The organism is Mycobacterium sp. GA-2829, assembly GCF_001499965.1.
Classification (GTDB): domain Bacteria; phylum Actinomycetota; class Actinomycetes; order Mycobacteriales; family Mycobacteriaceae; genus Mycobacterium.
In genome coordinates this window covers 41,824-65,664 of sequence record NZ_LQIT01000010.1, presented here as the reverse complement: position 1 = coordinate 65,664, position 23,841 = coordinate 41,824, and the positions used below count along the sequence as shown (strand labels likewise).

Annotated in this window: 28 protein-coding genes and 3 tRNA genes; 14 read left to right on the top strand and 17 right to left on the bottom strand. The window is 67.7% G+C overall.

The window, feature by feature from the left end; all coding sequences use genetic code 11:
• Positions 1-3: 3 nt before the first annotated feature.
• A complete protein-coding gene (locus AU194_RS07560) occupies positions 4-951 on the bottom strand; it encodes an ABC transporter substrate-binding protein (RefSeq protein ID WP_059088682.1) in 948 nt (315 codons plus the stop codon).
• 139 nt (positions 952-1,090) lie between these two features.
• Here AU194_RS07560 and AU194_RS07555 point away from each other — a divergent pair, with 139 nt between their 5' ends.
• Positions 1,091-1,474, top strand: coding sequence for a lipopolysaccharide assembly LapA domain-containing protein (locus tag AU194_RS07555; protein WP_059088621.1), 384 nt, complete (start codon positions 1,091-1,093; stop codon positions 1,472-1,474).
• A gap of 7 nt (positions 1,475-1,481) precedes the next feature.
• On the opposite strand, the gene AU194_RS07550 is transcribed toward AU194_RS07555, so the two are convergent.
• Together AU194_RS07550 and AU194_RS07545 are read right to left on the bottom strand one after the other, a co-directional pair.
• Positions 1,482-2,498 carry a phosphotransferase family protein gene (locus AU194_RS07550; protein WP_059088620.1) on the bottom strand — a complete coding sequence of 339 codons (1,017 nt, stop codon included), beginning with the start codon at positions 2,496-2,498 and terminating at the stop codon, positions 1,482-1,484.
• Positions 2,499-2,508: 10 nt separating this feature from the next.
• A complete protein-coding gene (locus AU194_RS07545) occupies positions 2,509-3,120 on the bottom strand; it encodes a histidine phosphatase family protein (protein WP_059088619.1) in 612 nt (203 codons plus the stop codon).
• Between the two features lie 19 nt (positions 3,121-3,139).
• Here AU194_RS07545 and AU194_RS07540 point away from each other — a divergent pair, with 19 nt between their 5' ends.
• Complete coding sequence (locus AU194_RS07540; protein ID WP_059088618.1) at positions 3,140-3,901, top strand: SDR family NAD(P)-dependent oxidoreductase; 762 nt, start codon at positions 3,140-3,142, stop codon at positions 3,899-3,901.
• Positions 3,902-3,980: 79 nt separating this feature from the next.
• Here AU194_RS07540 and AU194_RS07535 read toward each other — a convergent pair whose 3' ends face one another.
• From AU194_RS07535 to AU194_RS07515, 5 genes are read right to left on the bottom strand one after another with little or no spacing between them, the layout of a single operon-like run.
• The gene (locus AU194_RS07535; RefSeq protein ID WP_059088617.1) at positions 3,981-5,858 is read right to left on the bottom strand and encodes an alkyl/aryl-sulfatase; all 1,878 of its coding nucleotides are present in this window, start codon (positions 5,856-5,858) and stop codon (positions 3,981-3,983) included.
• A gap of 3 nt (positions 5,859-5,861) precedes the next feature.
• Positions 5,862-7,364 (bottom strand): glucose-6-phosphate dehydrogenase, encoded by a 1,503-nt coding sequence (gene zwf / locus AU194_RS07530; protein WP_059088616.1) that lies wholly within the window; start codon positions 7,362-7,364, stop codon positions 5,862-5,864.
• A gap of 44 nt (positions 7,365-7,408) precedes the next feature.
• The gene (locus AU194_RS07525; protein ID WP_059088615.1) at positions 7,409-7,822 is read right to left on the bottom strand and encodes a hypothetical protein; all 414 of its coding nucleotides are present in this window, start codon (positions 7,820-7,822) and stop codon (positions 7,409-7,411) included.
• The gene (locus AU194_RS07520; protein ID WP_059088614.1) at positions 7,815-8,318 is read right to left on the bottom strand and encodes a metallophosphoesterase; all 504 of its coding nucleotides are present in this window, start codon (positions 8,316-8,318) and stop codon (positions 7,815-7,817) included. Before AU194_RS07520 ends, AU194_RS07525 begins: the two co-directional genes overlap by 8 nt.
• Entirely contained in the window at positions 8,318-8,701 is a 384-nt protein-coding gene (locus AU194_RS07515) for a nuclear transport factor 2 family protein (protein WP_059088613.1), read from the bottom strand. Before AU194_RS07515 ends, AU194_RS07520 begins: the two co-directional genes overlap by 1 nt.
• 88 nt (positions 8,702-8,789) lie before the next feature.
• Here AU194_RS07515 and AU194_RS07510 point away from each other — a divergent pair, with 88 nt between their 5' ends.
• The gene (locus AU194_RS07510) at positions 8,790-9,500 is read left to right on the top strand and encodes a cutinase family protein (RefSeq protein ID WP_059088612.1); all 711 of its coding nucleotides are present in this window, start codon (positions 8,790-8,792) and stop codon (positions 9,498-9,500) included.
• Between the two features lie 11 nt (positions 9,501-9,511).
• Here the strand turns inward: AU194_RS07510 and AU194_RS07505 are convergent, their stop codons facing one another.
• From AU194_RS07505 to AU194_RS07495, 3 genes are all read right to left on the bottom strand, one after another.
• On the bottom strand, positions 9,512-10,471 hold the full coding sequence (locus tag AU194_RS07505) for a GGDEF domain-containing protein (protein WP_369804055.1): 960 nt from the start codon (positions 10,469-10,471) through the stop codon (positions 9,512-9,514).
• A 41-nt stretch (positions 10,472-10,512) separates the two neighbouring features.
• A tRNA-Arg gene (locus AU194_RS07500) sits at positions 10,513-10,585 on the bottom strand.
• Positions 10,586-10,628: 43 nt separating this feature from the next.
• A tRNA-Ser gene (locus AU194_RS07495) sits at positions 10,629-10,717 on the bottom strand.
• An 83-nt stretch (positions 10,718-10,800) separates the two neighbouring features.
• On the opposite strand from AU194_RS07495, the gene hisC reads away from it, so the two are divergent.
• Entirely contained in the window at positions 10,801-11,877 is a 1,077-nt protein-coding gene (gene hisC, locus AU194_RS07490) for a histidinol-phosphate transaminase (protein WP_059088610.1), read from the top strand.
• Positions 11,874-12,329, top strand: a complete 456-nt coding sequence (locus tag AU194_RS07485; protein WP_059088609.1) for a DUF4334 domain-containing protein — start codon at positions 11,874-11,876, stop codon at positions 12,327-12,329. Before hisC ends, AU194_RS07485 begins: the two co-directional genes overlap by 4 nt.
• Here AU194_RS07485 and AU194_RS07480 read toward each other — a convergent pair.
• Entirely contained in the window at positions 12,326-12,910 is a 585-nt protein-coding gene (locus AU194_RS07480; RefSeq protein WP_059088608.1) for a TIGR03086 family metal-binding protein, read from the bottom strand. The two genes, AU194_RS07485 and AU194_RS07480, sit on opposite strands and share 4 nt — an antisense overlap.
• Before the next feature lie 40 nt (positions 12,911-12,950).
• Here AU194_RS07480 and AU194_RS07475 point away from each other — a divergent pair, with 40 nt between their 5' ends.
• Both AU194_RS07475 and AU194_RS07470 read left to right on the top strand, forming a co-directional pair.
• Positions 12,951-13,268, top strand: a complete 318-nt coding sequence (locus tag AU194_RS07475) for a hypothetical protein (RefSeq protein ID WP_231743222.1) — start codon at positions 12,951-12,953, stop codon at positions 13,266-13,268.
• Positions 13,269-13,279: 11 nt separating this feature from the next.
• The gene (locus tag AU194_RS07470; protein ID WP_059088606.1) at positions 13,280-14,095 is read left to right on the top strand and encodes a crotonase/enoyl-CoA hydratase family protein; all 816 of its coding nucleotides are present in this window, start codon (positions 13,280-13,282) and stop codon (positions 14,093-14,095) included.
• Position 14,096: 1 nt separating this feature from the next.
• On the opposite strand, the gene AU194_RS07465 is transcribed toward AU194_RS07470, so the two are convergent.
• Together AU194_RS07465 and AU194_RS07460 are read right to left on the bottom strand one after the other, a co-directional pair.
• A tRNA-Ser gene (locus AU194_RS07465) sits at positions 14,097-14,183 on the bottom strand.
• A gap of 20 nt (positions 14,184-14,203) precedes the next feature.
• Positions 14,204-14,716: a MarR family winged helix-turn-helix transcriptional regulator gene (locus AU194_RS07460; protein ID WP_059088681.1), complete on the bottom strand. Its 513-nt coding sequence runs from the start codon at positions 14,714-14,716 to the stop codon at positions 14,204-14,206.
• Positions 14,717-14,782: 66 nt separating this feature from the next.
• Here AU194_RS07460 and AU194_RS07455 point away from each other — a divergent pair, with 66 nt between their 5' ends.
• Positions 14,783-15,766: an NAD(P)H-quinone oxidoreductase gene (locus AU194_RS07455; RefSeq protein WP_059088605.1), complete on the top strand. Its 984-nt coding sequence runs from the start codon at positions 14,783-14,785 to the stop codon at positions 15,764-15,766.
• A 15-nt stretch (positions 15,767-15,781) separates the two neighbouring features.
• On the opposite strand, the gene AU194_RS07450 is transcribed toward AU194_RS07455, so the two are convergent.
• A complete protein-coding gene (locus AU194_RS07450; RefSeq protein WP_059088604.1) occupies positions 15,782-16,978 on the bottom strand; it encodes a cysteine desulfurase-like protein in 1,197 nt (398 codons plus the stop codon).
• 316 nt (positions 16,979-17,294) lie between these two features.
• Between AU194_RS07450 and AU194_RS07445 the strand changes: the two genes are divergently transcribed.
• The 6 genes from AU194_RS07445 to AU194_RS07420 all read left to right on the top strand — a co-directional run bounded on the left by AU194_RS07445 (position 17,295) and on the right by AU194_RS07420 (position 22,577).
• Complete coding sequence (locus tag AU194_RS07445) at positions 17,295-17,813, top strand: bacterial proteasome activator family protein (RefSeq protein WP_059088603.1); 519 nt, start codon at positions 17,295-17,297, stop codon at positions 17,811-17,813.
• A gap of 6 nt (positions 17,814-17,819) precedes the next feature.
• A complete protein-coding gene (locus AU194_RS07440; RefSeq protein WP_059088602.1) occupies positions 17,820-18,704 on the top strand; it encodes an ABC transporter ATP-binding protein in 885 nt (294 codons plus the stop codon).
• Complete coding sequence (locus AU194_RS07435; protein ID WP_059088601.1) at positions 18,701-19,594, top strand: glycosyltransferase; 894 nt, start codon at positions 18,701-18,703, stop codon at positions 19,592-19,594. The genes AU194_RS07440 and AU194_RS07435 overlap by 4 nt, the downstream gene beginning before the upstream one ends.
• Positions 19,591-20,421, top strand: a complete 831-nt coding sequence (locus tag AU194_RS07430) for an ABC transporter permease (RefSeq protein WP_059088600.1) — start codon at positions 19,591-19,593, stop codon at positions 20,419-20,421. Before AU194_RS07435 ends, AU194_RS07430 begins: the two co-directional genes overlap by 4 nt.
• 352 nt (positions 20,422-20,773) lie before the next feature.
• The gene (gene gjpA, locus AU194_RS07425) at positions 20,774-22,132 is read left to right on the top strand and encodes an outer membrane porin GjpA (protein ID WP_059088599.1); all 1,359 of its coding nucleotides are present in this window, start codon (positions 20,774-20,776) and stop codon (positions 22,130-22,132) included.
• Between the two features lie 100 nt (positions 22,133-22,232).
• Positions 22,233-22,577, top strand: a complete 345-nt coding sequence (locus AU194_RS07420) for a zf-TFIIB domain-containing protein (RefSeq protein WP_059088598.1) — start codon at positions 22,233-22,235, stop codon at positions 22,575-22,577.
• Here AU194_RS07420 and AU194_RS07415 read toward each other — a convergent pair.
• Complete coding sequence (locus tag AU194_RS07415; protein WP_059088597.1) at positions 22,574-23,329, bottom strand: phosphotransferase family protein; 756 nt, start codon at positions 23,327-23,329, stop codon at positions 22,574-22,576. The genes AU194_RS07420 and AU194_RS07415 overlap by 4 nt on opposite strands.
• A 20-nt stretch (positions 23,330-23,349) precedes the next feature.
• Positions 23,350-23,820: a carboxymuconolactone decarboxylase family protein gene (locus AU194_RS07410; protein WP_059088596.1), complete on the bottom strand. Its 471-nt coding sequence runs from the start codon at positions 23,818-23,820 to the stop codon at positions 23,350-23,352.
• Positions 23,821-23,841: the final 21 nt, after the last annotated feature.

Genomic DNA, 23,841 nt, shown 5'->3' with positions numbered 1-23,841 from the left:
CGCCTACTTCCCCAGCGGTTGGTCAAAGCCGTTGTCGGCCACCCATTTCTGTGCGGCTTCGTCCGGATCCACCCCGCGGTTGCCCTCGACGGCGGCGTTGAGTTCGATGAGTCCCTCGGTGGTCAGCTTGGCGCTCACCGCGTCGAGGACCGATTTGAGTTCGTCGGACTTCTTCTGCGACGCCACCAGGGGAACGACGTTGGCGGCCAGGAAGTTGTTCTTCGGATCCTCGAGCACCACCAGGTTGCTCTCTTCGATGGCCGGTGAGGTGCTGAAGATGTTGGCCGCGGTGACGGTGCCGTCGGTGAGGGCGCGTACCGTCGCCGGCCCGCCGCCGTCGCTGATCGCGACGAAGTTCGACGGCGCGATGTCGAGGCCGTACTTGGCCTTCAACCCGGGCAATCCCTCGGTGCGGTTGAGGAATTCCGACGGCCCGCCGAACTTCACCTCCGGGGAATGCGCGGCGAGGTCGGCGATGGTCTTGAGATTCCACCGCTGCGCGGTCTCGGCCGACACCGCGACGGTGTCCTTGTCCTCGGCCGGGGAGGGATACAGGATCGACAGGTCGCCGGGCAGCGCCCGCAACAGGCCGAGCACCACCGCGTCGGGGGTGGTCACCTCGGTCTCTTTGTCGAAGTACTGCAAGAGGTTCCCGGTGTACTCGGGGATGAGGTCGATCGAATGATCCTGTACCGCTGGGATGTACGTCTCGCGGCTGCCGATACCGAACTGCCTGCCGACGTCGAACCCGTTGGCCTCCAACGCTTGTGCGTAGATCTCAGCGATGATCTTGGATTCGGTGAAATCCGCCGACCCGACCTTGATCGTCTTGAGGTCCCCGGAGATCTCACCGCCGCCGAGGGGGTTGGAACTGCCGCATGCGGTCAACGCCAGCGTGGCCGAGACCAGCAGGGCCACCCATCGGGTGACACCGCGACTGCGTCCGAGCATGCTCGCCATGGGGATGTCCTCTCGGCAGGTGGCTCTTGCGGAGACTAGCGGCATGTCGCCGGACGCGCCGTCCTTTGCCTCACCGCGGGTGTTGTCGGCAAATGGTTTCGCGAACGGGCGGAACGGGCAATGATGAGCTATGAGCACCGATCCGTACGGGCGCGCGCCGGGTCAGCCGGAGCCCTACGACGCCCCGAATCCGGGCCCTCCGGTCCCCGGAGAATTCGAGGTCGCGGAGCGTACCCCGCCGGAGGTCAAGAAAGTCCACTTCACCCGTGCGGCCGCGGTGTGGACGTCGGTGATCGTCGGGCTGCTGATCCTGATCGTGCTGCTGATCTTCATCGCGCAGAACACCGAGTCGGTGGAACTGGCGTTCCTCGGCTGGCATTGGAGCCTCCCGGTGGGCGTGGCGATCCTGCTGGCCGCGGTGTGCGGCGGTCTGATCGCGTCGCTGGCCGGTGCGGCGCGGCTGTTCCAGCTGCGGCGGGCGGCGAAGAAGAACTACAAAGCCGCGATGCGTTAGGCGTTCGTTAGTCCAGGGCTTCCAGTCCTGCCGCGATCAGCGGGGCGACGGCCTCGCCGACGATGTCCTCGGTGCCACCCATACGGGCACGGAACGCGATACCCGCGGCGATGATCGCCAGCTTGAAGTACGCCAGTCCCATGTAGAAATCCCAGTGGTCGAGCTCCTGACCCGACACCGTCGCGTAGCGCTGCGCCATCTCGTCGCCGGTCGGCAGCAGCTCCGAGGTCCACGCCGCATCGCTGTGCACGTAGTTGAACATCGGGTTGCGGTACACGCACATCAGCGCCGTATCGCTGAGCGGATCGCCCAGCGTCGACATCTCCCAGTCCAGCACCGCCCGCACCGTGGTGGCGTCGGTCGCGTCGAGGATCGTGTTGTCGATGCGGTAGTCGCCGTGCACGATCGACGCGCGGCTCTCAGCGGGCACCTTCTCACCCAGCGCGGCATGCAGTCTGAGGACGTCGGCGTCGCGCGGATCGTCGTCGAGGCGGACGTGCTGCCACTGCGACCCCCACCGCCGGACCTGCCGTTCCAGGTAGCCGTTGGGCTTGCCGAAGTCGCCGAGTCCGACCGCCGCGGGGTCCACGGCGTGCAGTTCGGCCAGCACGCGGATCAATTCGTCGACGCAGGCGTCGAGCGTGGCCTTGTCGCCGAGCGCCTCGAGTTCGTCGGCGCGCCGGATGACCCGGCCCTCGACGTGTTCGACCATCTGGAACGGGGCGCCGAGCACGGACTCGTCGTTGCGCATCGTGACCGCGCGGGCCACCGGCACCGCGGTGTCCGCGAGCGCGGCCACCACCCGGTACTCCCGCGCCATGTCGTGCGCCGACGGGGTGAGCCCGTGCAGCGGCGGGCGGCGCAGCACCCACTTGGACGCGTCGTCGAACACCAGGAACGTCAGGTTCGAACGGCCACCCGCGATCAGTTCGGCCCGCAGGTCGCCCGTGCGGTCGATGCCTTCGGCACGCAGGTGGCGGTCGAGTGCGCCGAGGTCGAGGCCGTCGAGGGTGGAAGACGTCATGGCGAAATGTCTACCACCGCAGGTTTCGGGGCAGCAGATCCCATACGTGCTCGGTGCCGTTGACCGATGCGACAGCCAGTTGGTTGGCCCGCGTCGACCACAGCAGCCGGGTCACCGAGGCGTAGTCGACGTTGAACGACAACAACCGCTCGGTGCGCAGCACGCGGTGCAGCAGCGCGTTGATCACCCCGCCGTGGCTGAACACCGCGACGGTCTCCTCGCGCTCGGCGGTGGCGACCACGTCGTCGACGGCGGCGAAGATGCGCGCGGTGAACGCGTCCTCGTCGACGCCGCTGGGCAGCCTGCCGCTCATCAGCCGTTCGAGCTCCTGCGGGTTCTCCTTGGCGATCTGCTCGATCGGGATGTAGTGCGGCAGGTCGCGGTCGTACTCGGCGAAGCGTTCGTCGACCTCGACCGGCAGACCGAGGGTGTCGGCGACGGGTTGCGCGGTCTGGATGGCGCGGCGTTGGGGGCTGCTGACCAGACGGGAGATCGGGAACCGCGTGAGCGCGTCGGGCAGCCGCTCGGCCTGCTCGATGCCCTCTTCGGACAGGTCGGGGTCGGAGCCTTGTCCGGGTTCGCTGCGCAGTGGCAGCGCGTGTCTGACCAAAAGCAATTGCACCGTGCCACCATATGGGGCCATGGGATACGCCGACGATCTGTTCGACCTCCGTGACCGTGTGGTGCTGGTGACCGGCGGTAGCCGCGGCCTGGGGCGGGAGATCGCGTTCGCCGCGGCGCGCAGCGGTGCCGACGTGGTGATCGCGAGCCGGTCACTGGAGACGTGCGAGGCCACCGCCGCGGAGATCACCGAGGAGACGGGCCGGACGGCAATGCCGTACGGCGTGCACGTCGGGCGCTGGGATCAGCTCGACGGCCTGGTCTCGGCGGTCTACGACCGGTTCGGCAAGATCGACGTGCTGGTGAACAACGCCGGGATGTCACCGCTGTACGAATCGCTGACGTCGGTGTCGGAGAAGCTGTTCGACGCGGTGTTCAACCTCAACGTCAAGGGGCCGTTCCGGTTGGCGGCGCTGATCGGTGAGCGGATGGTGGCCGACGGCGGCGGGTCGATCATCAACGTCAGCTCGAGCGGATCGCTGCGGCCGGACCCGACGATGCTGCCGTACGCCGCGGCGAAGGCAGGCCTCAACGTCATGACCGAGGGGCTGGCGAAGGCGTACGGCCCGACGGTGCGGGTCAACACGCTGATGGCCGGGCCATTCCTCACCGACATCAGCAATGCGTGGGACTTCTCCGGAGTGGAGCAGCCGTTCAGGCACCTGGCGTTGCAGCGGGCCGGTGAGCCGGCCGAGATCGTCGGCGCCGCATTGTTTCTGATGTCGGATGCGTCGAGTTTCACGACGGGGTCGATCCTTCGTGCCGACGGGGGCTTCGCCTAGGGCTTCGCTGCGCCGAGAGTCGGGTTGTGTCACGCTTTTTCGCGATCGACGTGCATCAACCCGACACTCGGCGTCTCAGTTACGGCGTGACGATGTCGAAGCCGGGGTCGGGGCGGTCGAGGGCACCGACGAGCGATGCCAGCGCCGACTGATCCCCGGTGATCTCGATGCCCGGCGACGCGTCGTCCCCCGCGACGAACGCCAGCAGTCGCGTCTTCTTCGCGAGCCGGATCGTGGCGTGGGCGGTCGAGCTGTCGGCGGAGGCCCTGCGGTACACCAGGACTCCGTTGCGCAGCGTCAGCCGGTAGTTGGCGCCGGTGTCGAGGAACGTGACGTCGATCGCCAGGTCGAGGTCCCAGGCGCGGGGTCCGTCGACGTTGATCGCGAATGCGTCGAACATCTGCTCCGGGGTGAGCTGCGCGAGCAGTGTCGGCGACGTCGCCTGGGTCGGCGTGCCGAAGTTGCCGTCGCGCAGTTCGGTCGCCCCCGAGAGGAAGAAGTTGCGCCAGACCGCGTTCTCCGCGCCGTAGGCAAGTTGTTCGAGCGTGTCGGCGTACAGCTCGCGCGCCGCCGCGTGGTTCTCGTCGGCGAAGATGGCGTGGTCGAGTAGCGTTGCCGCCCAGCGGAAGTCGCCGCCGTCGAAGGCCGTGCGGGCGAGCTCGACGACGCGGTCGATGCCGCCCATCGCCGCGACGTAGCGGGGTCCGATCGCTTCCGGCGGGTGCTGCCAGAGCCGTCCGGGGTTACCGTCGAACCAACCCATGTACCGCTGGTACACCGCCTTGACGTTGTGGCTGACCGACCCGTAGTAGCCGTGGGTGTGCCAGACCTTCTCCAGCGCGGGCGGCAGCGCGAAGTCCTCGGCGATCTCGATGCCGGTGTGGCCCTGGTTGAGCCGCCGCAGCGTCTGGTCGTGCAGATACGCGTACAGATCCCGTTGCAGCGACAGGTATTCGACGATGTTCTCACGGCCCCACGTCGGCCAGTGGTGCGAGGCGAACACCACGTCGGCGCGGTCTGCGAAGGTGTCGATGGCCTCGGTGAGATAGCCGGCCCAGCCGTGCGGGTCGCGCACCAGCGCACCGCGCAGGGTCAGCAGGTTGTGCAGGTTGTGGGTGGCGTTCTCGGCCATGCACAGCGCACGGAACTGCGGGAAGTAGAAGTGCATCTCGGCGGGCGCCTCGGTGCCGGGCGCCATCTGGAACTCGATCTCGACCCCGTCGACGGTGTGCGTCTCCCCCGTCGCGCGGATGTCGACGGTCGGCACGATCAGCGCGACCTCGCCGGTGGAACCGACCTGCCCCAGCCCGCAGCCCACCTGTCCCTGCGGGCCGCGGGCGAGCGCGGCGCCGTACATGTAGCCGGCGCGGCGGGCCATCGCGGTGCCGGCGTACACGTTCTCCTGCACGGCGTGTGCGGTGAAGTGTTCGGGAGCGAAGATCTGCACCCGGCCGGCGTCGACGTCGGCCTGCGTCGTCACCCCGAGCACACCGCCGAAGTGGTCGACGTGGCTGTGGGTGTAGATGACCGCCGTGACCGCGCGGTCACCGCGGTGGGCCCGGTACAACCCGAGAGCCGCCGCGGCGGTCTCGGTGGAGATGAGCGGATCGATGACGATGACGCCGGTGTCGCCCTCGACGAAGGTGATGTTCGACAGGTCGAGTCCGCGTACCTGGTAGATACCGGGGACGACTTCGTAGAGCCCCTGTTTGGCGCACAGCTGCGACTGCCGCCACAGGCTGGGATGCACCGAGGACGGGGCGTCGCCGGCCAGGAAGGCGTAGGCGTCGTTGTCCCACACCACCCGTCCGTCGGCCGCGGTGATCACGCAGGGATTCAGTGCGGCGATGAAGCCGCGGTCGGCCTCGGTGAAGTCGGTTGTGTCAGAGAACGGCAGCGTGCCCAGATGGTCGCGGTGCGCCGCTTCGATCGTCGCGCTCGGGGACTTCGGATCCATCGACTACTCCTTCTCCTTATCGCGCCATTCGCGTTCGAACGGCAGCCGCCATGCGTTGGGCGCGATGAGCTGGTGGATGGCGTTCGGACCCCAGGTGCCGGGCTGGTACATCTTCACCGGCGACGGGTCCTCCAGCAGCGGAGCCGAACGCGCCCAAAGGGATTCGATACCGGCCGCGGTGGTGAACAGCGTGTGGTCACCACGCATCGCGTCGAGGATCAGCCGTTCGTAGGCCTCCAGCACGTCGCCGACGCGTCCGGTCTCCTGCGTGGAGAACTGCATGGACAGCTTGTCGAGCTTCATCCCCGGGCCCGGCCGCTTGCCGTAGAACGACAGCGACACCTTCGAGTTGTCGGCGAGGTCGAAGGTGAGGTGGTCCGGCCCCTGCGATCCGACTCCCGAGCCGGGCGGGAACATCGAACGCGGCGCCTCCTTGAACGCGATCGAGATGATCCGCTGCCCCTCGGCCATCTTCTTGCCGGTGCGCAGGTAGATCGGCACACCCGCCCACCGCCAGTTGTCGATCCCGACCTGCAGCGCGATGAACGTCTCGGTGTCCGAATCCGGCGCGACGCCCTGCTCGTGCCGGTACCCGACGTACTGGCCGCGGATCACCTTTGCCGGGTCGACCGGCAGCATCGACCGGAAGACCTTGTTCTTCTCCTCGCTGATCGCCCTCGGCTCCAGCGCGGTCGGCGGTTCCATCACGACGAACGCCATCACCTGCATGAGGTGGGTGACCACCATGTCCTTGTAGGCGCCGGTGCTCTCGTAGAAGTTCGCCCGCTGGTCGAGGCCGAGCTTCTCCGGGATGTCGATCTGGATGTGATCGATGAAGTTGCGGTTCCAGATCGGTTCGAACAACCCATTGGCGAACCGGAACGCCAGGATGTTCTGTGCGGCCTCCTTGCCGAGGAAGTGGTCGATGCGGAAGATCTGCGACTCGTCAAAGGTGTTGTGCACGAAGGCATTGAGCTCACAGGCGCTGGCGAGGTCGGTGCCGAACGGCTTCTCCATCACCACCCTTGCCCGGTCGACCAGACCGGATTCCTCGAGCATCGTGATGACGGCTTTGGCGGCCTTCGGCGGCACCGACAGGTAGTGCAGGCGCCGGGTGTCGGGTCCGAGTTCGGTCTCGGCCGACTTCACCGCCTCGGCGAGCGCACCCGGTCCGGCGCTCTGCGGGACGTAGGAGATCCGCCCGGCGAAACCCTCCCACTCCTCGTCGCTGAGCTCGCGGCTGCCGAACGCGTCGATGGCCTCACGCGCCAGCGCGCGGAACTCCTCACCGCTGAGATCCTCCAGCGAGGTGCCGACCACCCGGATCTTCGGTGCCAGCGCGGACTTGACGAGATACGCCATACCGGGCAGCAGTTTGCGCTTCGCGAGATCACCGGTCGCGCCGAACAACACGATGACGTGCGGGTCGAGCTTCTCCTCGTCCACGCGGTGCGGACGTGAACCGGGCGCGGGATATGCGATGGATTGCGGGTTGTCGAAGGCCACCTTGGCGATGATGTCACCCCGTCCGGCTGCCTGCAGCGGGTTGCTCAGCCCTCGCGTTCTGCGAGCCAGCGTTCGGCGCGGCGGCGCGACGCCCGCGACAGCCAGGCGTCCTGGATCAGCTCCGTCAGCTCCTGCACGCCGATGCGTCCGATCTCGCTGCCCCGCACCAGGACTGACAGATGACCGTCGAACCGGTCGGTGGTGAAGAACGGCGACTGTGGGTCCTGGACCAGGGCGAGTTTGTCGGCCTCGGACTCCACCCAGATCATGATGACGTCGGGATAGCGCTGCCCGGTGTCGGGGTCGGCGGCGTCGGGCTGCGGGGTGCGGAAGAACACGAACGACTTCCCGCCGACCTGATAGATCGCGTTGCCCTTGGGGCCCTCGATGCGTTTCGTGTGCGGCATCCGGGCCGCGATCTCGTGGACGTCCGCGACCAGGGCGGGACGGTCAGCCACGCCGCTCGAGGTTGTGCAGCTCGACGTCACCGAGTGCGCCGTCGGCGACGGTCGCGGTCATGTACGTGCAGTAGGGCTGGCGGCGCCGGTCGGTGGGCGACCCGGGGTTGAGCAGCCGCAGGCCCGTCGTGGCCGTGGTGTCCCACGGGATGTGGCTGTGCCCGAACACCAGGACATCGGTGTCCGGGTAGAGCTTGGCCATCCGGGCGTCGCGCCCACCCGAGGCGCCGGTCTCGTGTACGACGGTGAACCGCACTCCCTCCAGCGTGACGTCCGCGCGTTCGGGCAGCCTGCGGCGGAGCTCGTCGCCGTCGTTGTTGCCCCAGCACGCCACCAGCCGCGCAGAGCGTTCCTCGAGGTCGTCGAGCAGGCCCGGCTCGACCCAGTCCCCGGCGTGGATCACCACATCGGCGCGCGCCACCTCGTCCCACACCACCGCGGGCAGGTCCCGCGCCCGTTTCGGGACGTGGGTGTCGGCGATGAGCAGCAGCCGCATCACTGTGCCAGCAGCTCGGCCATCTTGGGGATCACCGTCTGCAGCGCCTTGAACGGCCGCAGCATCACCTTGAAGGACGTGATCAGGTCCTCGTCGTTCCACTCGATCATGTCGATGCCGTTGACGTGGATACCGTCGATGTCGGCGACGAACTCCAACACCGCCGAACGGTCGGCGTGCCATTGGTTGACGTAGCGGAAGTCGTTGCCGCCGAACACCTTCGCCGCCGCGTTCAGATACGCGGCGGTCTTCTCCCGGCCCTCCTGCGGGGTGAACACCGCCGGTGAGTAGAACACCGCGTCGGGCGCCAACAGCGGCGTCACGTCGCCGTGGTCACCGTCGATGAGGTCGAGCCAGCGCTGGATCACCGCGGGTGTCGTCATACCGAGCGAGATTACGCGGAGTTTGGCCGGCCGAGGTGAGGGTAACCACGCCACTCGTCGGGGCCTTCACTTCAGCAGGAGTTCACACATGAGAGTTCGCCAATTCGGTCGCTACCTCGGCGCGGTGGCGGTGACCGCATGGGCCGCGATGGTCGGCGTCGGCGCCCCGTCGGCGGCCGCCCAGGCCTGTCCGGACGTCGAGGTGGTCTTCGCCCGCGGCACCGGTGAGGCGCCGGGGGTCGGCGGCGTCGGTCAGGCCTTCGTCGACGCGCTGCGCGCGCAGGCCGCACCGCGCACGGTGAATGTGTACGCCGTGAACTATGCGGCGTCGGGCAACTTCGACGCCCGCGACGAGCTGGCCAGGACCGTCGTCGACGGCATCCGCGACGCGGGCGACCGCGTGCAGACCGTCGCCACGACGTGCCCGGACACCCGCATCGTGCTCGGCGGCTTCTCGCAGGGCGCCGTGGTCTCCGGGTTCGTGACCTCGTCGACCGTGCCCGACGCGGTGCCCGCGGCCTACCGCGACTCCGTCCCGCAACCGCTGGCCGCCGAGGTCGCCGAGCACGTCGCGGCCGTCACGCTGTTCGGGCTGCCGTCACCGCAGTGGCTGGGCACCTACGGCGCGCCCGCGGTCGTCATCGGCCCGCAGTACGCCGCCAAGACGCTGGAACTGTGCGCCGAGGGCGACACGATCTGCAACGGCGCACCGGGTGGGCAGCCGAGCATCGCGCACGCGCTCTACGGGGTGAACGGGATGACCCAGCAGGCCGCGACCTACGCCGTCGACCGGCTGTAGGACGCGCGCGGCTACGGGTCGCGCACCGGCCGTCCGCGGCTGCGGTACATCGCCGCGTCGGCTTCGTTGTAGAGGCCGGCGACGTCAGCGCCCCGTCGGGGCGCGGTCGCCGTACCGACGCTCACCCCCGGTGTGTGGTGCCGGATGTCGCGGACGAAGTCGGTGACCGCGGCGGGATCCGCCCCGGCGATGCAGGCGCCGAACTCGTCACCACCCAGCCGGGCCAACACGGCACCGCGGGGCGCGAGGCGCCGCCATTGCCGCGCGTATCCGGCGATGTGCCGGTCTCCGGCAAGGTGGCCGTAGGTGTCGTTGACGGCCTTGAGGCCGTCGATGTCGAGCGCGACGACGGAGACCGGCACATCCGGGCGGCACCCCGCCAGCAGGTCCGCCGTCCCAATCTCCCACCCGGCGCGATTGAGCAGACCCGTCAGCGGGTCGGTGCACGCCTCGGTGAACATCGCCCGCATGAGCAATCCGAAGGATTCGGCGGCGCCGACGATCGCGACGGTGATGATCAGATAGGTGATGACGCCCTTGTGCGGCGCCGGCGACACGGCCACCGCGGCCACACATGCCGTGGTGAGCACGCCGATCAACGCCCAGGCCTGCCGCGGCGGATGGAACGCCCGCAGATACATCGCCAGGAACATCGGGGCGATCATGCACACGTATTGAGCGGTCAGCGTCACGTGGAAGGCCATCACGATGGGGGTGGCCGCGATCGCGACGACCGTCGGCGGCCACAGGCGCTGTGGTTGGAACGCCAGGTACACCACGGCCACCACGCCGAGGACGATGGCCACGACCCCGCCGGTCGGATCGGCGTAGACGAGATCGGTGCGCACGGGGAAGAACGTGAACACCACTCCGTACAGGAAGAGAAAGGTGGTGGCGCTCAGATAGATCCGCAACAGCCGAACCCGCTGCCTGCCGAGGACACGGCCTTCGGCACCGGCGAGTGAGCGCAGGCGATACATGACGCGAATTATCGATCATGATCGCAAGTGTGTGCGCCCGAAGGGATTCGAACCCCTAACCTTCTGATCCGTAGTCAGATGCTCTATCCGTTGAGCTACGGGCGCTTGCCGTTCTTCAGTTGTGTCGTGGCTGACGAGTCAGCCGCGGCGGAGGCGAGAGGATTTGAACCTCCGGTCCCCTGTAAGGGGGACAACTCATTAGCAGTGAGTCCCATTCGGCCGCTCTGGCACGCCTCCTGACGTTACCGCCGGTCGCACAGCCTACACATGGGCGACCGGCGGAAGCAAAGCGAGCTCCCGGGCCGCCCTATGCTGGTCGGGTGACCGCCCGTTTACGCTCCGCCCTGGCCGACATCCCGGCCTACACACCGGGTAAGACGGTTCCGGGTGCCATCAAGATCGCCAGCAACGAAACCGTGCACGGTCCGCTGCCCAGTGTGCGCGCGGCGATCGAGAAGGCAACCGACCAGCTCAACCGCTACCCGGACAACGGCTACCTCGAGTTGCGCGAGCACCTCGCCGAACACCTCGACAAGAACCTCGGAGCAACCGGCTTCACCCCCGATCAGATCTCCGTCGGATGCGGTTCGGTCAGCCTGTGTCAGCAGTTGATCCAGATCACGTCGTCGGTCGGCGACGAGGTCGTGTTCGGGTGGCGCAGCTTCGAGATCTACCCGCTGCAGGTCCGCACCGCGGGCGCCACCCCGGTGCAGGTGCCGCTGCGCGACCACGTCCACGACCTGGACGCGATGCTGGCCGCGATCACCGACCGCACCCGGCTGATCTTCGTCTGCAACCCCAACAACCCGACCAGCACGGTCGTCGACCCGCAGGCACTCACCCGGTTCGTCGAGGCCGTCCCGCCGCACATCCTGATCGTGCTCGACGAGGCCTACGTGGAGTACATCCGCGACGGACTGCTGCCCGACAGCTTCGGCCTGGTCCGCGCGCATCCGAATGTGGTGGTGCTGCGGACGTTCTCGAAGGCCTACGGGCTGGCCGGGCTGCGCGTCGGCTACGCCGTGGCCGACGCCGAGATCGTCACCGCACTGGGCAAGGTGTACGTGCCGTTCTCCGCGACCAGCTTGTCCCAGGCCGCCGCGATCGCCTCGCTCGACGCCGCCGACGAACTGCTCGCCCGCACCGACGAGGTCGTCGCCGAACGCGAGCGCGTCACCGCCGGGCTGCGCGAGGCCGGGTTCACGCTGCCGCCGTCGCAGGCCAATTTCGTGTGGCTGCCGCTGGCCGAACGCACGCTGGACTTCGTCGAGAAGGCGGCCGAGAACCGGTTGGTGGTGCGCCCCTACGGCACCGACGGTGTACGGGTAACCGTCGCCGCACCGCACGAGAACGACGCCTTCCTCGACTTCGCCCGCACCTGGATGGGAAACCGATGAGCCGCAAGAAGTTCGACGACCTCAAGGCGCGCACCGACGCCATCGCCGACGCCGAACTCGACGAGCTCTGGGCGGCCCTCGTCCCCGTCGACATCGACTTCATGATCGGCGAGTGGAGGGGCGGCGAGTTCCACACCGGCCACAAGGCCAACGGATTCATGGACCGCCTCAACTGGTTCGGCAAGACGTTCCACTCCGCCGCCGACGCGAAACCACTGGTGTGCGTGGACGCCGACGGCAACAAGTTCTCCAACACCGAGGCGATGAAGGGTGAAGCGAGCCTCTGGATGGAGGAGTTCCGCGGTGAGGTGACCGCGTCGATGGTCTACGACGGCGCCCCCGTGCACGACCACTTCAAAAAGGTCGACGACAACGCCGTGCTCGGCATCATGAACGGCAAAGGCGCCCTGGACGGGGGCCGTCACCTGTACTTCTACCTCGAGCGCGTCTAGACCTCGACCGGCCGGCCGGTGAACGCGACCAGCCGGTGCAGCGCGGGGGCGTTGTCGGGCACGTCGACCGGGTCGTCGAAACCGGCCCGCTTGCGGCCCTCCGGGGTGAGGAACGTCTTCGTCTTGCCGAGGACGTACTCGCTCAACGACTCCGGCGCGGGCACGTCCTGCCCCATCGCGGACGCGTAATCCCATGCGTGCACCAGGAATTCGAGCGCCAGGATGTTGACCAGCACGACGGCGGGCATCTCGGTGCCGCCGATGTCGATGGCGCCGTCGAGGCCGCGCCGGTGCCACGCGTCGAGCGCAGGACGCGCCGCCAGGATCACCTGCCGCTCCACGGAGTCCGACGGGTCGCGTTCGGGCAACTCCGCACCGGCCGCGCGGCCGAGCAGCGTGATCGAATTCATCAGGTGATCGGTGAGTCCCGCGACGTCGAACTCGCGGCAGGCCGTCTGCCTGCCGAGGTCGCTCTCGCCGATGCCCTGCACCACCTTGTGCAGCACGCCGAGACTGAGTTCGGCGCTGCGCAGTTCGTCGGTCGGGGGTGAATCGGGGCCCTGCGGCAGGTCACTACGCATGGCGTTCACGTTACGTGGCCCGTGACATATCGTGGCCCAGATGGGTACGCGCGCGAGGACTCTGACGGTTGCGGCACTGCTGTCTGCGGGGTTGCTCGCCGGCTGCACACAGACGGTGACGGGCACCGTCGCGCAGACCACCGAACCTGGGCCGCCGATTCCCGACGCCACCAGCGTCACCTGCAAGGAGTACGCCGGCCTGGCCGAGGACGAGCAGTTGGCGATCGTCGGCGAGCTGATGAAGGACAGTGGCCAGGGGTCGGGCAGCCAGCGCACCGTCGTCGCCAAGACCCTTGCCGACGCGATCTGCAAGGTGCTTCCGTCGGCCAAGCTCAGCGACATCCTCGTCGGCCGCTAGCCTCGATCACCATGGGTGATACCTACGAATCGGTGACCGTCGAGACCGACGGCCACGTCGCACGGGTGACGTTGATCGGCCCCGGTAAGGGCAACGCGATGGGTCCGGCGTTCTGGGCCGAACTGCCCGAGGTGTTCGGCGCCCTCGACGCCGACCCCGACGTGCGGGCCATCGTGCTCACCGGCTCGGGCCGCAATTTCAGCTATGGGCTCGATCTCGCCGCGATGGGCGCCACGATGCCCGGCCTCGACGCCGGCGCCCGCAGCCGCGCCGACTTCCACAAGACGCTGCAGAAGATGCAGGGCGCGATCAGCGCCGTCGCGGACTGCCGCACCCCGACGATCGCGTCGGTGCACGGCTGGTGCATCGGTGGCGGCGTCGACCTGATCAGCGCCGTCGACATCCGCTACGCGAGCGCCGACGCGAAGTTCTCGGTGCGCGAGGTCAAGCTCGCGATCGTCGCCGACGTGGGTTCCCTGGCAAGACTGCCGTTGATCCTCACCGACGGCCACCTGCGCGAGCTCGCCCTGACCGGAAAGGACATCGACGCCGCGCGCGCCGAGAAGATCGGTCTGGTCAACGACGTGTTCGACGATCCGGAGGCCTCACTGGCCGCCGCGCACGCAACGGCGAAGGAGATCGCCGCGAACCCGCCGCTGACCGTCCACGGCGTCAAGGACGTCCTCGATCAACAGCGCATCGCGCGGGTGTCGGAGAGCCTGCGCTACGTGGCGGCGTGGAACTCCGCGTTCCTGCCGTCGAAGGACCTCGGTGAGGCGGTCACCGCGATGTTCGAGAAGCGGCCACCGAACTTCACCGGCGAATGAGCGGTGGCGGAGGGATTTGAACCCCCGGACGGTGTTAGCCGTCTCTCGCTTTCAAGGCGAGTGCATTAGGCCGCTCTGCCACGCCACCGCGCAACAGCGTAGTGGGTGCTACACGCGGCCCAGTCTGGCGGGCGCTGAGCCGGCCCGCATGGCGGCACTCACCCTGCGACAGTTCTCCCCCATCGCGGCGATCTGCGGCCGTGTCAACCGTCCGAGAAAATGCGCGCGCACCCCTTCTCCGTAGGTGATCATCGCCTGACGCACCTGCGTACGCCCCTCGTCGGTGATCGACGCCAGGACGCCGCGGCCGTCGTCCGGGCTGGCGCCCCGGCGCACGAGACCCTGCATCTCGAGGCGACGGATCTGGCGCGTCACCCGACTGGGCAGCGACATCAGTTTCTCGGCCAGGTCTCCCATCCGGGCGGACCCGGTCGGCGACTTGTCCAGCATGTCCAGCAGGCGGACGTCGTTGAGGGTCAGGTGATGCTGTTCGATCAACGACTTGTTCAATGTGGCATAGAGCCTCAGCGCGGCGTCCAGGAAATTTTGCCAGGACCGCTGTTCTGCGATGTCGAGGCCCGGCATATCGCTCGCCGTGCGACCCCCAATCATCCCCTCCATTCGCCCATGGTAGACCACGAAGACGCCCCCCGGAAGCAAACCGTACTCACAGGTAGGAGTGAACTGATGCATGCGATCGTCGCCGAGCCCTCAGGGAAACTGGTCTGGACCGAAGTTCCCGAACGCGCACTTCAATCGGGTGAGGTTCGCATCGATGTCGTTGCCGCAGGCATCAATCGGGCGGACCTCATGCAGGCCGCAGGGAAGTATCCGCCCCCGAAAGGTGCCAGCGACGTCATGGGACTCGAAGTCTCGGGCACCATCAGCGAGATCGGCGACGGGGTCGCGGACTGGTCTGTCGGCCAGCCGGTCTGCGCTTTGCTGGCAGGCGGCGGCTACGCGGAAAACGTCACCGTGCCCGCCGCTCAGGTCATGCCGGTGCCGGAGTCGGTCGACCTCGCCCATGCCGCCGCGCTGCCCGAGGTGGCGTGCACGGTGTGGTCGAACATCGTCATGACGGCCGGGTTGCGGTCGGGGCAGACGCTGCTCGTCCACGGCGGAGCCAGTGGGATCGGCACTCACGCCATCCAGGTGGCCAAGGCACTCGGCTGCCGCATCGCGGTGACCGCGGGATCGGCGAACAAGCTCGACCTCTGCCGGGAACTGGGCGCCGACGTGGCGATCAACTATCGCGACGAGGACTTCGTCGAGCGGTTGCGCGAGGAGACCGACGGGTCGGGTGCCGACGTGATTCTCGACATCATGGGTGCGGCGTATCTGGACCGCAACGTCGACGCGCTGGCGACCGACGGTCGCCTGGTCATCATCGGTATGCAGGGCGGCGCGAAGGCCCAACTCAACATCGCCAAGTTGCTCGCCAAACGCGCGGGCGTCATCGCGACCGCGCTGCGTGCCCGCCCCGTCACCGGGCCGGGCGGCAAGGGCGACATCGTCGCCGAGGTGGTCGCGAACGTGTGGCCGATGATCGCCGACGGCCGGGTGCGCCCGATCATCGGCGCGGAGTACCCCGTCCAGGAAGCGCAGGCGGCGCAGAAGATGCTCGACTCCGGTGAGGTGTCGGGCAAGGTGCTGTTGCGGGTCCGGGACTGAGCGTCCGGGGCCGGGTCAGCCCAGCGACGCCAGCGCCCGCACCAGCTGATCCACCTCGGCGGTGGTGGTGTAGTGCGCGAGCCCGATCGTCACCGCGCCACCGATGTCGTCGACGCCGATGACGTCGAGCACCCGGGAGTTGGCGTTGGCGATCGCGAGCACCCCGTTGTCGGCCAGCCGCTGCACCACCTTCTCGGCGGGCACGTCGCGTACGGCGAAGCTCAGCACCGGGATACGGACCTCCGGCTGGCCGATGACCATCACCAGCGGCAGCGAGCGCAGCGACATCAGCAGATAGTCGAAGAGCCTGCTCATGTAAGAGGTGGCCGACTGCATGGACAGCGACAGCCGCTCGCGGCGCGTGCCGGTGGCGTTCTCGTCCAGGCCGGCGAGGTACTCGATGCTGGACACCACCCCGGCGAGCAGGCCGAACTGGTGCACGCCGACCTCGAGGCGGGCGGGCCCGGTGGCGTAGGGATCCAGCGACACCGACCCGAACTGGTCGATGGTCGCCGGGTCGCGGAAGACCAGTGCGCCGATCGGCGGGCCACCCCACGCCACGGCGTTGAGCGCGACCACGTCGGCGTCGATCTCTTCGAGGTCGATCAGCCGGTACGGGGCGGCCGCGGAATGGTCGACGACCACGAGACCGCCGACCTCGTGCACGAGTTTGGTGACCGCACGCAGGTCGGTGACCGTGCCGATGGTCGAGGAGGCCGACGCGATCGCGACCAGGCGGGTGGGGCCGGTGATCAGGCCCTCCCACTGCCAGGCGGGCAGTTCGCCGTTCTCGATGTCGACCTCGGCCCACTTGATCTTGGCGCCGTACCGGTTCGCCGCGCGCAGCCAGGGCGCGATGTTCGCCTCGTCGTCGAGGCGGGTGACGACGACCTCGTAGCCCAGGCCGACGCGCGATGAGGCGGCGTCGGCGAGCGAGGCGAGCAGTAGCGCACGGTCGGGGCCGAGCACCACACCGCGTGGGTCCCCGTTGACGAAATCGGCGACCGCCTGGCGGGCCGCGTGCAGGACGGCCGCGCTGCGGCGCGCCGACGGATGCGGACCCACGGTGGTCGACATGGACCCGCGGAATGCGGTGGAGACGGTCGTGGCCACCGCGTCGGGGACCAACATCCCGTGCTGGGCGTCGAAATGCACCCAACCGTCGCCCAGTGAGGGGTGCAACCCACGCACCCGGGCGACGTCGTATGCCATTCCAGCCACCTTAGAGCGTTCGTGAATTCCACAAACCGACACGATCTCCGCGGGCACCGGACCGTGCGCGTGAACGTCGACACACAGGACCGGACACCTGCGCAGCCATACTAGTCCAGGACCCTGACGGTGCCGAGTGCTAATCCCCCCACCGTTGCTGCGCGCAGCACGGTCACTGTCCGACATGCCTTCGGGCATTTGCCGAAAGGCATCGCTACCGGTGCGTAGCTCGCGACGCCGGTGGCATGCGCGGCTACGGCCGCGAACGGACTAGTGTCACAGCGATAGAACGGCTCCAAGAGGGAATCGAACTCACATGACGCTGAACAACGACGACGACGACAACATCGAGATCATCGGCGGCGACGCCCGCGACGGCGCCGACCAGGACGGCGACGGCAAGTCGCTGACCGATCTCGTCGAGCAGCCCGCGAAGGTGATGCGGATCGGCACGATGATCAAGCAGCTCCTCGAAGAGGTGCGGGCCGCTCCCCTCGACGACGCCAGCCGCAACCGGCTGCGGGAGATCCACCGCACCAGCATCCAGGAACTCGAAGAGGGGCTGGCGCCCGAACTGCGCGAGGAGCTCGAGCGGTTGACGTTGCCGTTCACCGAGGACAGCACCCCGTCGGACGCCGAACTGCGCATCGCCCAGGCCCAGCTCGTCGGATGGCTCGAGGGTCTGTTCCACGGCATCCAGACCGCGCTGTTCGCGCAGCAGATGGCCGCGCGCGCCCAGCTCGAACAGATGCGCCAGGGTGCCCTGCCACCCGGCATCGCGGTGCAGGGTCAGCGCGGTGGTCCCGCGCATCCCGGCACCGGGCAGTACCTGTAGGCAGCGGTGGCAGAACCACGTATCGAGACCCGGGACGCCTGGGTCGAGTTCCCCATCTTCGACGCCAAGACCCGGTCACTGAAGAAGGCGTTCCTGGGCAAGGCCGGCGGCGCGATCGGCCGCAACGACTCGAACGTCGTGGTCATCGAGGCGCTGCGCGAGATCACCATGTCGCTGGAACTCGGCGACCGGGTCGGGTTGGTCGGACACAACGGCGCGGGTAAGTCGACGCTGCTGCGGCTGCTGTCGGGGATCTACGAACCCACCCGCGGTTCGGCGACCGTGACCGGGCGGGTGGCGCCGGTGTTCGACCTCGGTGTCGGGATGGACCCGGAGATCTCCGGCTACGAGAACATCATCATCCGCGGGCTGTTCCTCGGGCAGACGCGCAAGCAGATGCTGGCCAAGGTCGACGAGATCGCCGAGTTCACCGAACTCGGCGACTACCTGTCGATGCCGCTGCGCACGTACTCCACCGGTATGCGGGTGCGGTTGGCGATGGGCGTGGTCACCAGCATCGACCCGGAGATCCTGCTGCTCGACGAGGGTATCGGCGCGGTGGACGCCGAGTTCCTCAAGAAGGCGCAGTCGCGGCTGCAATCGCTGGTGGAGCGCTCGGGGATCCTGGTGTTCGCCAGCCACTCCAACGAGTTCCTCGCCCGACTGTGCAAGACCGCGATGTGGATCGACCACGGCACGATCAAGATGACCGGCGGGATCGAGGACGTCGTGCGTGCCTACGAGGGTGAGGACGCCGCGCGGCACGTGCGTGAGGTGCTCGATGAGCACCGCGGCGACTGGTCGGCCGACGAGCGCTCGCGCGAGGAGAATCCAGCCGCCGACGAGCGCTCGCGCGAGGAGAATCCAGCCGCCGACGAGCCTGCGCGATGACCGACTCCGTGTACGCGGTCGTCGTCACCCATCGGCGACCGGAGACGCTGGCGCGGTCCCTAGATGCGCTGTGCACGCAGAGCAGGCGGCCCGACGGTTTGATCGTCGTCGACAACGACTGTGACTCGCAGGTGCGCGACCTCGTTGCGGCACAACCGATTCCGTCGACCTACCTGGGGTCGCGCCGGAACCTCGGCGGCGCAGGGGGTTTCGCGCTCGGGATGCTGCACGCGCTGGCCCAGGGGGCCGACTGGGTGTGGCTGGCCGACGACGACGGCAGACCGCTGGATGCGTCGGTGCTGTCCACGCTGCTGTCGTGCGCCGACCGGCACGGGCTCGCGGAGGTGTCGCCTCTGGTGTGCGACATCGCCGATCCCACCCGGTTGGCGTTCCCGCTGCGCCGCGGACTGGTGTGGCGGCGCCGCGTCTCCGAACTCGGTGAGGGTGAACTGCTGCCGGGCATCGCCTCGTTGTTCAACGGCGCGCTGTTCCGTGCGTCGGCGATCGAGGCCGTCGGGGTACCGGATCTGCGGTTGTTCGTCCGTGGCGACGAGGTGGAGTTGCACCGCCGGCTAGTGCGTTCGGGGCTGCCGTTCGGGACGTGCCTGCGTGCGACGTACGTACACCCTTGCGGCACCGACGAATTCAAGCCGATTCTGGGCGGGCGGATGCACACGCAGTATCCCGACGACGAGACCAAGCGCTTCTTCACCTACCGCAACCGCGGATATCTGTTGTCACAGCCGGGTTTACGCAAACTGCTGCCACAAGAGTGGGTGCGGTTCGGCTGGTACTTCCTGGTGTCCCGGCGAGATCCGGCGGGGTTGCGGGAGTGGATCCGGTTGCGACGGCTGGGTCGCGAGGAGAGGTTCGGGAGGCCGGGCACATGAGTTTCGATGAGGCTTCAGCGGAGTCGAAGACGTTCACGCGGGCGTGGCGTGACCTCCGCGACGGATTCGCGAAACGGGAACTGTGGCTGCATCTCGGGTGGCAGGACATCAAGCAGCGCTACCGCCGGTCGGTGCTCGGCCCGTTCTGGATCACGATCGCCACGGGTGCGACCGCGGTGGCGATGGGCCTGTTGTACTCGAAGCTGTTCAAACTGGAACTGGCCGAACATCTTCCGTACGTGACGATGGGCCTGATCGTCTGGAACTTGATCAACGCCTCGATCCTCGAGGGCGCCGAGGTGTTCATCGCGAACGAGGGGTTGATCAAACAGCTCCCGACGCCGCTGTCGGTGCACGTGTACCGGTTGGTGTGGCGGCAGATGATCCTGTTCGCGCACAACATCATCATCTTCATCATCATCGCGATCATCTATCCGAAGCACTGGACGTGGCCCGATCTCGCGGTGTTCCCGGCGCTGCTGTTGATCATGCTGAATTGCGTGTGGGTGTCGTTGTGTTTCGGGATCCTCGCGACGCGCTACCGGGACATCGGCCCGCTGCTCAACAGCGTTGTGCAGCTGCTGTTCTTCATGACGCCGATCATCTGGAACGAGGCGACGCTGCAGGCGCAGGGAGCCGGGCAGTGGGCGAAGATCGTCGAGCTGAATCCGCTGCTGCACTATCTGGACATCGTGCGGGCCCCGTTGTTGGGCGCGGACCAGGAGTTGCGGCACTGGATCGTGGTGCTGGCACTCACGGTCATCGGGTGGGTGATGGCGGTGTTCGCGATGAAGCAGTACCGCGCCCGGGTGCCGTACTGGGTGTGACGCCGGCCCGCGCGCGGTTGCGTAACGGGAAGTCTGCGATTTCTGAGTGTGCGATCTGGGCAACGACTCGGGGTTCTCAGGTTTCCGCCGTCTCCCGGACCACTCGGCGCGGGTTCCGGCATGGCCCCTTCGAAAGATTTTTGACTACCTAACTTCCTTGCCTGGGGTAACGACAAGGTGCGCCTGCCTGGACAAATAGACCGCCCGCGGGTCCCTATATGGCCTCGCGCAGGGTCTCGTTATTTGCAACCAAAAAGATTTCTGTGGCGAATTCAATGAAAAACGCAATCTCTCAGGTTGGTCTCCATTAACTTCTCAAGCACATTATTGACGTAGCTGTAAGGAGACCTTGATGGAACTGAGACTTCGTCCCTATGCAGCTGCCGGGGTGGCGGTGGTCGGAGCAAGTGCGATCGCATTGGCCCCGGTGGCTCCCCCGCTACCGGACGACATCAGAATCGCCAACCCCGCGGTGAGCCTCTCCGCGACGATCGACCCGCTGACCCCGTGGGAACAACTCCTCGAAGACGCGGCCGACAACGCCGCGGGCCTTGTCGACTTCTGGGCCGAGGCACCGTTCCCCGTGCTCCAGCAGATCCTCGCCAATCAGGTGACTTACTTCGAAGAGCTGCCTGACTTCGAGCTGATCGCCGGACAGATCGTCGAGAACTTCGAGGCTGCGGCCGAGGCACCGTTCGTACGGGATCCGTACACCCTCAGCCTTGCGCACCAACAGTTCTACAGCGTCCTCCTCAACGGAATTCCATTCCCGCCGTACAACATCGACCCCATTCTGCCTGCGAATCTGAAACCCCTCGTCGACTTCACCACGTCGTACACGACCGGGATCCTCCTCGGCTTGGTGGGACCCGTCGTCGCCCCGGTCCTGGCCCTGGCCGCGAATGTCAGTGCGATCGTCGAGAACCTCACCAGCGATGAGCCGGACCTCGAAGCGGCGATCAACACCCTGATCAACACCCCCGCCAGAATGGTCAACGCATTCCTCAACGGCGGGGAGACCCTCGACCTGACGCCCCTGATCAAGGCTCTGCCGGTCGATGCTGAACTGCTGGACTCCGTCGGTATCACGTTCGGTGGCCTGCTGAGCCCCGGCGGATCCCTCTTCAACGCGCTCGACGTCCGCGGCGGCGGAGGCCTGCTCAATGTTGCCGGCCAGGGCCCGGGTGCGATTGGCTCGTTCATCGGGCTCACCCAGACGATCGCCAAGGCGCTCGGCTGGGACGGCACGGGCAACCCGCTGGAAGATGACGCCGCGGACAACGAGTTCATCCCTCTGGTCGAGAAGGGCAGCGGCGCTGCGGACGACACCATGCTGCTGAAGGCGTCGACAACGCCTGTGGCTCTGACCACCACCGACGACGTCGCTGAGGAGAAGCCCGCACCGGCTGCCGAGGAGAGCCCCGCTCCGACCGAGGAGCAGGCCGGCGATGCCGAACCGGTCGTCGTCGAGGACGAGGCCGCCGAAACGCCGGCCGCCAAGCCCGCCACCAAGAAGGTCAACCCGGGCGCCAAGATCGCCGGCGCGCTGAAGCACGCCGGTGACCAGATCGGCAAGGCCGTCGACGATCTCGGCAAGAAGCTCACCAAGCGTCCGACCAAGAAGGCGCCCGCCGCCGAGAAGAACGACGCACCCTCGCAGGACAAGTCCGACGCGCCCGCCAAGGAGAAGGCGTCCGACGACGCGGCCTAACCCGTAACCGTTCGAACCGATCGGCCCCTGCCATCCGGCAGGGGCCGATCGCATTTTGTGAGCTGCGGCACTTCCGGCGCCACTGGGACGTTAGGCGGACATGAGCATCCCGCCATACCAACCGCCGACCTCCCCGTCTTCGCCCGGACCTGGCAACACGCTGGTCTGCCCCAAGTGCAAGGGCGTCATGCGTACCTACGAGCGCAACGGAATTCACCTCGAGCAGTGCGACACCTGCCGCGGCATCTTCCTCGACCTCGGAGAACTCGAAGCGCTCACCGAAATGGAGAACCGGTTCATGCAGGCCGCCCCGCCACCACCGCCACCGCCGCCCAGCTACGGCGCCGGATACGGATCCGGATACAACTACGGGCCGGGCTGGGGCCACCGGGGCAACAAGCATTACCGCAAACAGGGGTTCGGGCGGCTGTTCTTCTCCAGCTAGGCCATCCGGGCGCACGCCGCGGCCAGCAGCTCGTCGTCCGGATGGCGGACTGCTGCGGCCACGACCGCGGCCCTGGCGTACGGGTCGAGCACCGGCCACGGATCGGCCGGCTCATCGGGCAGCGCCGCTCCGCCGCTTCGGCGATACGCCTGCAGGAACGTCGTCCAGTCCTCGTCCGGGATATGCCCCGCGGCCCAGAATCCGGCCGGCCGTGCCAGATCCCACGCCGGATCGCCCACCCCGAGATCGTCGACGTCGATGAGCTGCCAGGGTCCGGTTGGCCCACGCCGACCGAGCTGGCCCAGGTGGAAATCGCCGTGGACGAAGGTGCGCGGCCGGCCCTGCGATCCCGCCCGCCACACCGCGGGCGGGAGTTCCGCGAGCACGCGCCGCGCCGATCCCGTCACCTCGGCGTGCCGCGCATACGCGACGACCCGCCGCATGCGGGCGGGCCATCCATGCGCCAGACGCGCGGTGACAGGCGCGGCATGCAGTCGCGCCAACACGCTCCCGGCCTGCGCCCACGGCAACCGGTCCGGTTGCACCGCAACGGTTTCGACGCGCGGCCACTGCGTACGCCAACGCTCACCGACCCGCTCGGGCACCACCGTCGACGGCGCCAGCAGGATGCCCGGCAATTCGTCGGCGACCCTCAGCCGCGTTCGCAGCGCCCGCGGATCGGTCCCCGGCCGGTGCAGTTTCGCGACGACATCGCCGTCGAACGTCATCTCCGCACCGGACGGGGTCTGCACCCTGCGACCGTATCTCTGCCTCAGCGTCGCGGAACCGGCTGCGGTGCGGCGAGGTTGATCCGGTTCCACGCATTGATCGTCACCGCCATCGCGATCACCTGCGCCAGCTCGCGCTCGCTGAACACCTCCGCCGCCCGCTGGTACACCTCATCGCTCACCGGCCCTCGTGTGGCCACCTCCGTGACCGCCTCGGCCAGCGCCAGCGCCGCGCGCTCCCGCTCGGTGAACAGATCCCCAGCCTCCTCCCACGCCGCGATCAACGCCAACCGCTGTTCGGTCTCCCCGAGCTTGCGCGCATCACGGGTGTGCATGTCGAGGCAGAACGCGCACCGATTGATCTGCGACGCACGGATTTTCACCAGCTCCCCGATCACCGGGTCCACATCCTTGATCGACGCCTCCGACAGCGTCATCATCGCGCTGTAGAGCTCCGGCGCCGCCTTGAACATCTTGATCCGACCGGTCGTCCCGGCCTCCAGTGTCTGTGTCATACCTCGAACGCTAATCCCGAA